The organism is Citrobacter sp., from assembly GCF_050252275.1.
GTDB classification, from domain to species: domain Bacteria; phylum Pseudomonadota; class Gammaproteobacteria; order Enterobacterales; family Enterobacteriaceae; genus Citrobacter_A; species Citrobacter_A amalonaticus.
The window spans coordinates 1-10,948 of the sequence record NZ_JBFWLF010000149.1; the positions used below are offsets into that span (position 1 = coordinate 1).

Consider the following 10,948-nt stretch of genomic DNA (forward strand, 5'->3'; position numbering starts at 1 on the left):
TGCAAAGTTTTGCGGGGCGTTTTGTAGAAAAATCAAGAAATTAAGTTTGGCATGATTTTTGTAATGGTCTGGGCAGGAATTCATTATGGGAGAGCATCATGCTGGAACTACTTTTTGTGCTTGGCTTCTTTATCATGCTGATGGTCACCGGCGTCTCGCTATTGGGCATTCTGGCCGCGCTGGTTGTTGCCGCGTTCGTGATGTTCCTTGGCGGCATGTTTGCACTGATGATCAAACTCTTGCCGTGGCTGCTGTTGGCTGTTGCGGTGGTGTGGGTGATTAAAGCGATTAAGTCGCCAAAAATCCCACAATATCAGCGCAATAACCGTTGGCGTTACTAAAGATGTGAGGGATGCGTCACAACCTGTAACTTTGGCGTCAGAACCAAATAGGAATTGACTACCAAATCTGTCAGTATTGCGCGACTAACAGATTCATCGAGCTGTACCCTACATACAGCCGAACTAAAAAAGAAAGGGCTTCCCGTGTTGAATGGGAAGCCCAATTTCTTTCAGGAGCAAGGGAATCAAGGGATCAGCAAACTCGAACCCTGCGTTGCCCGACTCTCCAGCACTTCATGCGCGCGCCGTGCCTCTTTCAGCGGATATTTCTGACTGTCTGGCACATCCACTTTGATCACGCCGCTGGCGATCAGCGAAAACAGTTCGTTGCTGGCTTCGGTTAACTCTTCCGCGTTGGTGATGTAGCCCTGAAGAGAAGGGCGCGTGGCGTATAGCGAACCTTTCTGATTCAGAATCCCCAGGTTCACGCCGGTCACCGGGCCTGACGCGTTGCCAAAACTGACCATCAGCCCCCGACGCTGCAGACAGTCCAGTGAGGCTTCCCAGGTATCCTTACCGACCGAGTCATACACCACGCGGACTTTTTTGCCGCCGGTTATCTCTTTAACCCGTTCGACAATGTTCTCTTCGCGATAGTTAATCACCTGCCATGCGCCGGCATCCAGCGCTCGCTGCGCCTTTTGCGCGCTGCCGACGGTGCCAATCAGTTTCGCGCCCAGCGCTTTCGCCCACTGACAGGCAATCAGCCCTACGCCGCCAGCGGCCGCATGGAACAGGAACGGTTCGTCGGGCTTGATTTCGTAAGTTTTGCGCAGCAGATAAAAAACGGTTAGTCCCTTCAGGAAAGAAGCGGCAGCCTGCTCGTAAGAGATGGCGTCAGGCAGGATAGCGGCTTTATCGGCCGGTACGTTGTGGGCCGAACTGTAGGCGCCGAGTGCGGACTGCGCATACACCACGCGATCGCCTGCTTTAATATGACGGACGTCGCTGCCGACTTTGCTGACGACGCCCGCTGCTTCGGTCCCTAAACCGCTGGGCAGCGCGGGGGGCGGATAGAGCCCACTGCGGATATAGGTATCAATAAAGTTAATGCCGATCGCTTTGTTTTCGACCTGGATTTCGTTCGCCGCCGGATCGGCGGGGGTAAAGTCCACGGCCTGAAGCACGTCAGGGCCACCATGCTTGTGAAATTCAATTCGTGTTGCCATGATTTCTCCAGTATCATCGGAAGATTAGCGTCAACTCACTTTTATCTCGGTAACTCCATTCACTATGGCAGGAAATAAACCCTTCAACAAACAACAGACTGATGTCCGTGATCGCGACCCACAGGTTGCCGGACTGAAAGTACCGCCGCACTCGATTGAAGCGGAACAGTCGGTGTTGGGCGGTTTAATGCTGGATAACGAGCGCTGGGACGATGTCGCCGAGCGCGTGGTAGCGGAAGATTTTTATACCCGTCCACATCGTCACATCTTCACAGAAATGGGGCGGTTGCAGGAAACCGGCAGCCCGATAGACCTGATTACGCTCGCGGAATCGCTGGAGCGACAAGGGCAACTGGACAGCGTCGGCGGCTTTGCGTATCTGGCTGAACTCTCCAAAAATACGCCAAGTGCCGCGAACATCAGCGCCTATGCGGATATTGTTCGCGAACGTGCGGTGGTGCGCGACATGATTGCCGTCGCCCATGAAATTGCGGATGCGGGTTTTGATCCGCAGGGGCGCACCAGTGAGGATCTCCTCGATCTCGCCGAGTCCCGCGTCTTTAAAATCGCGGAAAGCCGCGCCAATAAAGACGAAGGCCCGAAAAACATTGCCGATGTGCTCGACGCGACCGTTGCGCGTATCGAACAACTGTTCCAGCAACCGCACGACGGGGTGACGGGGGTTAACACCGGCTATGACGATCTCAACAAAAAGACCGCAGGCCTGCAGCCCTCGGATCTGATAATCGTCGCGGCGCGTCCGTCAATGGGTAAAACCACATTTGCGATGAACCTCGTCGAAAATGCGGCGATGTTGCAGGATAAACCGGTTCTTATCTTCAGTCTTGAGATGCCCTCTGAACAGATTATGATGCGTTCTCTGGCCTCGCTGTCCCGCGTGGATCAGACCCGTATTCGTACCGGGCAACTGGACGATGAGGACTGGGCGCGCATTTCCGGCACGATGGGCATTCTGCTGGAAAAACGTAACATCTATATTGATGACTCCTCCGGTCTGACGCCAACGGAAGTGCGCTCCCGCGCGCGCCGTATCGCTCGCGAACATGGCGGTATCGGGCTGATTATGATCGATTACCTGCAATTGATGCGCGTGCCATCGCTGTCCGACAACCGTACGCTGGAGATTGCTGAAATTTCCCGCTCGCTGAAAGCGCTGGCAAAAGAACTGCATGTGCCGGTCGTGGCGCTGTCGCAGCTTAACCGCTCGCTGGAACAACGTGCTGATAAGCGCCCGGTCAACTCCGACCTGCGTGAATCCGGCTCCATTGAACAGGATGCCGACTTAATCATGTTTATCTACCGTGACGAGGTTTATCACGAGAACAGCGACCTGAAAGGGATTGCGGAAATCATCATTGGTAAGCAGCGTAACGGCCCCATCGGGACGGTGCGACTGACCTTTAACGGACAATGGTCGCGCTTCGATAATTATGCGGGACCGCAGTACGACGACGAGTAAATCCTCGTCATCTTTTGTGCCGCAGCGGCGTTGACCGTCTTGCTGTGACGCAAATGATTGAGAAGATTATTTCTTTATTAAGGCAAGGAATGACAATGCAAGCGGCAACTGTAGTTATTAACCGCCGCGCTCTGCGACACAACCTGCAACGTCTGCGTGAACTGGCGCCTGCCAGCAAGCTGGTTGCGGTCGTGAAAGCGAACGCTTACGGACACGGTCTGTTAGAGACCGCGCGAACGCTCCCCGATGCTGACGCTTTTGGTGTGGCGCGTCTCGAAGAAGCTTTACGTCTGCGAGCAGGGGGGATCACGCAACCCATCCTACTGCTGGAAGGCTTTTTTGAGGCATCCGATCTGCCCACCATTTCCGCACAACACCTGCATACGGCGGTCCATAACCAGGAACAACTGGCCGCGCTGGAAGCCGCCAAACTGGATGAACCGGTGACCGTGTGGATGAAACTCGACACCGGCATGCATCGTCTGGGCGTGCTTCCTGAAGAAGCGGACGCCTTCTGGCAGCGCCTGACGCAATGTAAAAACGTGCGCCAACCAGTTAATATCGTCAGCCATTTTGCCCGTGCGGACGAGCCGGAATGTGGAGCGACCGAACGGCAGCTTGATGTGTTCAATACCTTTTGTGAAGGCAAAGCGGGTCAACGCTCGATTGCCGCCTCCGGCGGGATTTTACTCTGGCCGCAGTCGCATTTTGACTGGGTTCGTCCTGGCATTATTCTCTACGGCGTGTCGCCGCTGGAAAACCAGTCCACAGGGGCCGATTTTGGCTGCCAGCCGGTCATGTCGCTGACTTCCAGCCTGATTGCCGTGCGCGAGCATAAAGCGGGCGAGCCGGTAGGCTATGGCGGAACATGGATCAGCGAACGTGATACACGTCTTGGCGTCGTGGCGATGGGCTATGGCGATGGTTATCCGCGCGCTGCGCCATCCGGTACGCCGGTGTTGGTGAACGGTCGCGAAGTACCGATTGTGGGTCGCGTAGCGATGGACATGATTTGCGTTGATCTCGGGCCGCAGGCGACAGACCTGGCCGGTGACCCGGTGATTTTATGGGGAGAGGGACTCCCGGTGGAACGCATTGCGGCGATGACTAAAGTCAGTGCTTACGAGCTGATTACCCGCCTGACTTCACGGGTGGCAATGAAGTATATCGATTAAGCGGGCGTGTGGAGTGCCGGATGGCGGTGTAAACGCCTTATCCGGCAATATTCCCACCAGGCGCTCGATCTTCCTCTCCATCCGGTTTATTGTGTCTTAACCCCTGCCTGTAAACCTGGAGAACCATCGCGTGTTTCAAAAAGTTGACGCCTACGCTGGCGACCCGATTCTGTCGCTCATGGAGCGGTTCAAAGAAGATCCGCGTAGTGACAAAGTGAATCTGAGTATCGGTCTGTATTACAACGAAGACGGGATTATCCCGCAGTTGAAAGCGGTGGCGGAAGCCGAAGCGCGTCTTAACGCGCAGCCGCACGGCGCTTCGCTGTATCTGCCGATGGAAGGGTTGAATACCTATCGTCATACTATCGCGCCATTGCTGTTTGGGGCTGATCATCCGGTTCTCCAGCAGCAGCGTGTGGCGACGATCCAGACATTGGGCGGTTCTGGCGCGCTGAAAGTGGGGGCCGATTTCCTCAAGCGCTATTTCCCGGATTCCGGCGTGTGGGTCAGCGATCCGACGTGGGAAAACCATATCGCGATTTTTGAAGGGGCTGGATTTACCGTCAGCACCTATCCCTGGTACGACAATGCCACCAACGGCGTGCGTTTCAACGATCTGCTGGCGACACTGAAAACGCTGCCTGCGCGCAGTATCGTCCTGTTGCATCCTTGCTGCCATAACCCGACGGGTGCGGATTTAACGCACGCGCAATGGGATGCGGTGATTGAGATCCTGAAAGCGGGCGATCTGATCCCGTTCCTCGACATTGCTTATCAGGGTTTTGGCGCTGGTATGGATGATGATGCTTATGCTATTCGCGCGATTGCCAGCGCCGGACTGCCTGCCCTGGTCAGCAACTCATTCTCGAAAATCTTCTCTCTGTACGGCGAGCGTGTCGGTGGGCTTTCTGTCGTCTGTGAAGATGCCTCCACCGCAGGCCGCGTACTGGGGCAACTGAAGGCGACCGTACGTCGTAATTACTCCAGCCCGCCGAACTTTGGGGCGCAGGTGGTCGCGACGGTGCTCGGCGATGACGCGCTGAAAGCCAGTTGGCTGGCGGAAGTGGAGGCAATGCGAACCCGTATTCTGGCCATGCGTCAGGAGCTGGTGAACGTGCTAACCGCCACCATTCCGGGCCGTAATTTCGACTATTTGCTGCAACAGCGCGGCATGTTCAGCTACACCGGGCTAAGCGCGGCTCAGGTCGATCGCCTGCGCGACGAGTTTGGCGTCTATCTGATCGCCAGCGGGCGTATGTGCGTGGCCGGTCTGAACGTGGCGAATGTGCAGCGTGTAGCGAAGGCCTTTGCTGCGGTCATGTAATTCCTCTCAGGCCGGTTGAACCGGCCTTTTTCCTTCTATATGTGATCCTCCTCTTTTTCCAGGGTTAAACCGCAGAAAATCCTTCCTTTCATCTGCCGCTGGGGTTATGGTCAGAGAGTTTGTCGAATAGTCGTACTAATAAAATCATAACTAAATGACTTAAAAGGGAAAAATATGCGAAAGATCACACTGGCGTTGAGCGCCATCTGCTTACTTTTCACGTTGAACCATCCTGCCAGCGCGCTGGCTTCTTCACCTTCCCCATTAAATCCCGGTACTAACGTTGCGAAACTCGCGGAACAAGCTCCTGTTCACTGGGTTTCCGTGGCGCAGATCGAAAACACGCTGACCGGTCGTCCGCCAATGGCCGTCGGTTTTGATATTGATGATACTGTGCTGTTTTCCAGTCCTGGTTTCTGGCGTGGAAAGAAAACCTGGTCCCCGGACAGCGAGGCGTATCTGAAGAACCCGGCATTCTGGGAGAAAATGAACAACGGCTGGGATGAGTTCAGTATTCCAAAAGAGGTCGCGCGTCAGTTGATCGACATGCACGTCCGTCGTGGCGACAGCATCTTTTTTATCACCGGTCGTTCGCCGACCAAAACCGAGACCGTATCGAAAACGCTGGCAGATAACTTCCACATTCCGGCGGCAAATATGAATCCGGTGATTTTTGCCGGAGACAAGCCGGGTCAGAACACCAAAACGCAGTGGCTGCAGGATAAAAATATCCGCATGTTCTATGGCGACTCGGATAACGACATTACCGCCGCGCGTGATGCGGGCATCCGTGGGATCCGTATTCTGCGCGCCTCAAACTCGACCTACAGGCCGTTGCCGCAGGCTGGTGCGTATGGTGAAGAGGTGATCGTAAATTCGGAGTATTAACCGGCGGCTGAGCGTCTGCTGTTTTTTTAAACAAAATTGATCTGCCAGCTTTTACCTTTTGCTGTCTTGCTGCACACTGAATAGATGACATTTCAGTGGAGTATTACGCTTGCGAGGGGATTAACGATGACCAATTCGGAGTTACTGCAATACTGCATGGCGAAAATCGGCGCGGAGCAGAGTGTGCACAGTGACTGGAAAGCCACACAAATCAAAGTTGAAGATGTGCTCTTTGCCATGGTGAAAGAGGTGGAAGGTCGCCCGGCGGTATCTCTGAAAACCAGCCCCGAACTGGCGGAATTGTTACGCCAGCAGCACAGTGATGTGCGTCCGAGCCGACATCTCAATAAGGCACACTGGAGCACCGTCTACCTCGACGGCTCGCTGCCGGATTCACAAATTTATTATCTGGTGGATGCTTCGTACCAACAGGCGGTGAATACGCTGCCGGAAGAGAAACGCAAGCTGCTGGTACAGCCGTAAAAAACGCCGTTCAGTGTGGAAGATGAACGGCGTTTTGTCTTTTACAGCATCGGTTTCAGGAAGCGGGCTGTGTGTGAGGCTTCACATTCCGCCACGGTTTCCGGCGTACCGGAGACGAGGATTTCCCCACCGCCGCTACCGCCTTCTGGACCGAGATCCACGATCCAGTCCGCCGTTTTGATGACGTCCAGGTTGTGCTCAATCACTACGATGGTATTGCCCTGATCGCGTAACTGATGGAGCACGTCCAGCAATTGCTGGATATCGGCAAAGTGCAGACCCGTAGTCGGTTCATCCAGAATATAGAGCGTCTGACCGGTGCCGCGTTTCGACAGTTCGCGCGCCAGCTTCACACGCTGGGCTTCACCGCCGGAGAGCGTTGTCGCCGACTGGCCGAGACGAATGTAGGTCAAACCGACATCCATCAGGGTTTGCAGCTTACGTGCCAGCGCCGGGACGGCATCAAAGAATTCACGTGCTTCTTCGATAGTCATATCCAGCACTTCGTGGATGGTTTTGCCCTTGTACTTAATCTCCAGCGTTTCGCGGTTATAGCGCTTGCCTTTGCACTGGTCGCACGGCACGTAAATATCTGGCAGGAAGTGCATTTCGACTTTAATTACGCCATCGCCCTGACAGGCTTCGCAACGCCCGCCGCGAACGTTAAAACTGAAACGCCCCGGCGTATAGCCGCGTGAGCGTGATTCCGGTACGCCAGCAAACAGCTCACGTACTGGCGTAAACACGCCCGTGTACGTTGCCGGGTTGGAACGCGGTGTACGTCCAATCGGGCTCTGATCGATGTCGATGACCTTATCGAAATGTTCCAGCCCCTGCACGTCGCGATACGGCGCCGGTTCGGCGATCGTCGCACCGTTCAACTGACGCTGTGCAATCGGGAACAGCGTATCGTTAATCAGGGTCGACTTACCGGAACCGGACACGCCGGTGATGCAGGTGAACAGGCCGACCGGCAGCGTTAACGTCACGTCTTTCAGGTTGTTACCGCGTGCGCCGGTCAGTTTCAGCACTTTCTCCGGGTTTGCGGGAACGCGCTGTTTCGGCACTTCAATCTTGCGTTTGCCGCTCATGTACTGGCCGGTCAGGGACTCCGGCACCGCCATAATCGCTTCCAGCGGACCTTCGGCAACCACTTCGCCGCCGTGGACGCCGGCACCCGGACCGATATCAATCACGTGGTCGGCGGCGCGAATCGCATCTTCATCGTGCTCTACCACAATCACGGTATTGCCGAGATTGCGCAGGTGGATCAGCGTCCCCAGCAGACGTTCGTTATCGCGCTGGTGAAGGCCGATGGACGGCTCATCCAGCACGTACATCACGCCGACCAGACCGGCGCCAATCTGGCTTGCCAGTCGAATACGCTGGGCTTCGCCGCCGGAGAGCGTTTCCGCAGAACGGGACAGCGTCAGATAGTTGAGGCCAACGTTGACCAGGAACTTGAGGCGGTCGCCAATCTCTTTGAGGATTTTCTCTGCAATCTTCGCCCGCTGACCGGCGAGTTTGAGATTGTTGAAGAAGTCCATCGCATGGCCGATGCTCATGTCGGAAATGGTCGGCAGCGGTGTATTTTCAACGAAGACGTGGCGCGCTTCGCGCTTAAGACGGGTTCCTTCACAACTGGCGCACGGGCGGTTGCTGATGAACTTGGCTAACTCTTCACGAACGGCGCTGGATTCCGTCTCTTTATAGCGGCGTTCCATGTTGTGCAGTACGCCTTCAAACGGATGGCGACGCACGGAGGTATCGCCACGATCGTTCATGTATTTGAATTCAATACTCTCTTTACCAGAACCGTACAGCACCACTTTGTGTACGTTTGCGCTCAGGCTGGCCCACGGGGCTTCAACGTCAAACTTGTAGTGTTCTGCCAGCGATTTCAGCATCTGGAAGTAATAGAAGTTCCGGCGATCCCAACCGCGAATGGCCCCGCCCGCTAGCGACAGCTCAGGGTTCTGGATCACGCGATCGGGGTCGAAATATTGCTGTACGCCGAGCCCATCGCAGGTCGGGCAGGCGCCCGCCGGGTTGTTAAAGGAGAACAGGCGCGGTTCCAGTTCGCGCATGCTGTAACCGCAGATTGGGCAGGCGAAGTTGGCGGAAAAGAGCAGTTCTTCTGCTTTTTCGTCGTCCATATCGGCAACCACCGCCGTCCCGCCGGACAGCTCCAGCGCGGTCTCAAACGATTCCGCCAGACGAGTGCTGAGATCGTCACGCACTTTGAAACGATCGATCACCACCTCGATAGTGTGTTTCTTCTGCAGTTCCAGCTTTGGCGGATCGGAGAGGTCACACACTTCGCCATCGATACGGGCGCGGATATAACCCTGGCTTGCCAGGTTTTCCAGCGTTTTGGTGTGCTCGCCCTTACGCTCTTTAATCACCGGGGCCAGCAGCATCAGGCGTTTGCCCTCCGGCTGCGACAGGACGTTATCCACCATCTGGCTTACGGTCTGCGCCGCCAGCGGAACATCGTGATCCGGGCAGCGCGGTTCGCCAACGCGGGCAAACAGCAGACGCAGGTAGTCGTGGATTTCGGTAATGGTGCCGACCGTCGAGCGCGGGTTATGGGACGTCGATTTCTGTTCAATTGAGATGGCGGGAGACAGCCCCTCAATATGATCGACATCCGGCTTTTCCATTAACGACAGAAACTGACGCGCATAGGCAGAAAGGGATTCAACGTAACGACGCTGCCCTTCGGCATACAAGGTGTCGAAAGCGAGCGAGGATTTGCCTGACCCCGAAAGCCCGGTCACGACAATCAGTTTGTCGCGGGGGATGACGAGGTTGATGTTTTTGAGATTATGGGTGCGGGCGCCCCGAACTTCGATCTTATCCATTCACCTTTCCCGGATTAAACGCTTTTTTGCCCGGCGCAGCAGGGTGCTACCGGCGATCACAAACGGTTAATTATGACACAATAAAACCTGAATGGATATACAGTATTGGAATGCAAAACGCAGAGTCTTATGTAACAATGTCCGGCTGAGGTTGTTTCGCGGAATCCGCGTCGCAACATAGTAAATTCGCTATTGGTAATGCTACAATCGCGCGTTTACACTTATTAAGAAACGTTTTCAGGAGACTCGATCATGGCCAGCAGAGGCGTAAATAAGGTTATTCTCGTGGGTAATCTGGGCCAGGACCCGGAAGTACGCTACATGCCGAATGGTGGCGCAGTTGCCAACATCACGCTGGCTACTTCCGAATCCTGGCGTGACAAGCAGACCGGCGAGATGAAAGAGCAGACGGAATGGCACCGCGTTGTGCTGTTCGGCAAACTGGCAGAAGTGGCCAGTGAATATCTGCGTAAAGGTTCTCAGGTTTACATTGAAGGTCAGTTGCGTACCCGTAAATGGACCGATCAGTCCGGCGTCGAGAAGTACACCACCGAAGTGGTAGTGAACGTTGGCGGCACCATGCAGATGCTGGGCGGCCGTCAGGGCGGGGGCGCACCGGCTGGCGGTCAGCAGCAGCAGGGCAGTTGGGGCCAACCTCAGCAGCCACAGGGCGGTAGCCAGTTCAGCGGTGGCGCACAGTCTCGTCCGCAGCAGCAGTCTGCTCCGGCAGCACCGTCTAATGAGCCACCGATGGACTTTGATGACGATATTCCATTCTGATCAAGCCAGTTTAGCGCTGTGCTAAATAAAAATAGAAAAGCCCCGTTTCTGACGGGGCTTTTTTGTACGCATAAAACCCCAGCCAGGCTGGAGGTTCCGGAAAGCTTTCAATTTTGAGACAGTTATTAAAACCCCTTTTGATTTGTTAAAACCCCTTGCGGTCTGGCAACTGCAAAAGTTAAACAAGAAATCAAAAGGGGGTCCCAATGAGGGACGAAAAGAGCTTAGCGCACACCCGATGGAACTGTAAATATCATATAGTTTTTGCGCCAAAATACCGAAGACAAGCATTCTACGGAGAGAAACGCAGGGCGGTAGGCAGCATCTTAAGAAAGCTGTGTGAGTGGAAAAACGTACGAATCCTGGAAGCGGAATGCTGTGCAGATCATATCCATATGCTTGTGGAGATCCCACCCAAAATGAGCGTATACGGCTTTATGGCGT

General features: G+C 55.0%; 10 protein-coding genes. 8 read left to right on the forward strand and 2 right to left on the reverse strand.

Features of this window, described 5'->3' with window-relative positions; genetic code table 11:
* Window positions 1-98: 98 nt before the first annotated feature.
* Window positions 99-341 carry an envelope stress response protein PspG gene (gene pspG / locus AB7E14_RS13615; protein ID WP_044257370.1) on the forward strand — a complete coding sequence of 81 codons (243 nt, stop codon included), beginning with the start codon at window positions 99-101 and terminating at the stop codon, window positions 339-341.
* Between the two features lie 185 nt (window positions 342-526).
* Here the strand turns inward: pspG and AB7E14_RS13620 are convergent, their stop codons facing one another.
* Complete coding sequence (locus tag AB7E14_RS13620) at window positions 527-1,510, reverse strand: quinone oxidoreductase (protein ID WP_316962647.1); 984 nt, start codon at window positions 1,508-1,510, stop codon at window positions 527-529.
* Between the two features lie 64 nt (window positions 1,511-1,574).
* Between AB7E14_RS13620 and dnaB the strand changes: the two genes are divergently transcribed.
* From dnaB to AB7E14_RS13645, 5 genes are all read left to right on the forward strand, one after another.
* Window positions 1,575-2,990, forward strand: coding sequence for a replicative DNA helicase (dnaB, locus tag AB7E14_RS13625; protein WP_042321088.1), 1,416 nt, complete (start codon window positions 1,575-1,577; stop codon window positions 2,988-2,990).
* 95 nt (window positions 2,991-3,085) lie between these two features.
* The gene (alr, locus tag AB7E14_RS13630) at window positions 3,086-4,165 is read left to right on the forward strand and encodes an alanine racemase (protein WP_099433574.1); all 1,080 of its coding nucleotides are present in this window, start codon (window positions 3,086-3,088) and stop codon (window positions 4,163-4,165) included.
* 130 nt (window positions 4,166-4,295) lie between these two features.
* Window positions 4,296-5,489, forward strand: a complete 1,194-nt coding sequence (gene tyrB, locus AB7E14_RS13635; protein WP_046401383.1) for an aromatic amino acid transaminase — start codon at window positions 4,296-4,298, stop codon at window positions 5,487-5,489.
* Between the two features lie 174 nt (window positions 5,490-5,663).
* Window positions 5,664-6,377, forward strand: coding sequence for an acid phosphatase AphA (gene aphA, locus AB7E14_RS13640; protein ID WP_042999042.1), 714 nt, complete (start codon window positions 5,664-5,666; stop codon window positions 6,375-6,377).
* 126 nt (window positions 6,378-6,503) lie between these two features.
* Complete coding sequence (locus tag AB7E14_RS13645; protein ID WP_042999043.1) at window positions 6,504-6,860, forward strand: MmcQ/YjbR family DNA-binding protein; 357 nt, start codon at window positions 6,504-6,506, stop codon at window positions 6,858-6,860.
* Window positions 6,861-6,901: 41 nt separating this feature from the next.
* Here the strand turns inward: AB7E14_RS13645 and uvrA are convergent, their stop codons facing one another.
* On the reverse strand, window positions 6,902-9,724 hold the full coding sequence (gene uvrA / locus AB7E14_RS13650) for an excinuclease ABC subunit UvrA (RefSeq protein ID WP_042999044.1): 2,823 nt from the start codon (window positions 9,722-9,724) through the stop codon (window positions 6,902-6,904).
* Window positions 9,725-9,976: 252 nt separating this feature from the next.
* Between uvrA and ssb1 the strand changes: the two genes are divergently transcribed.
* Together ssb1 and tnpA are read left to right on the forward strand one after the other, a co-directional pair.
* Window positions 9,977-10,504 carry a single-stranded DNA-binding protein SSB1 gene (ssb1, locus tag AB7E14_RS13655; RefSeq protein ID WP_316962646.1) on the forward strand — a complete coding sequence of 176 codons (528 nt, stop codon included), beginning with the start codon at window positions 9,977-9,979 and terminating at the stop codon, window positions 10,502-10,504.
* A 206-nt stretch (window positions 10,505-10,710) separates the two neighbouring features.
* Window positions 10,711-10,948, forward strand: a 238-nt coding sequence (gene tnpA / locus AB7E14_RS13660; protein ID WP_428169600.1) for an IS200/IS605 family transposase, incomplete at its 3' end; no start/stop codon positions are given.

Excerpts from the sequence above, each read along its gene's own strand:
- AB7E14_RS13645 (WP_042999043.1), top strand. The coding sequence starts at position 6,504 with ATGACCAATTCGGAGTTACTGCAATACTGCATGGCGAAAATCGGCGCG.
- dnaB (WP_042321088.1), top strand. The coding sequence starts at position 1,575 with ATGGCAGGAAATAAACCCTTCAACAAACAACAGACTGATGTCCGTGAT.
- alr (WP_099433574.1), top strand. The coding sequence starts at position 3,086 with ATGCAAGCGGCAACTGTAGTTATTAACCGCCGCGCTCTGCGACACAAC.
- uvrA (WP_042999044.1), bottom strand. The coding sequence starts at position 9,724 with ATGGATAAGATCGAAGTTCGGGGCGCCCGCACCCATAATCTCAAAAAC.
- pspG (WP_044257370.1), top strand. The coding sequence starts at position 99 with ATGCTGGAACTACTTTTTGTGCTTGGCTTCTTTATCATGCTGATGGTC.
- ssb1 (WP_316962646.1), top strand. The coding sequence starts at position 9,977 with ATGGCCAGCAGAGGCGTAAATAAGGTTATTCTCGTGGGTAATCTGGGC.
- aphA (WP_042999042.1), top strand. The coding sequence starts at position 5,664 with ATGCGAAAGATCACACTGGCGTTGAGCGCCATCTGCTTACTTTTCACG.
- AB7E14_RS13620 (WP_316962647.1), bottom strand. The coding sequence starts at position 1,510 with ATGGCAACACGAATTGAATTTCACAAGCATGGTGGCCCTGACGTGCTT.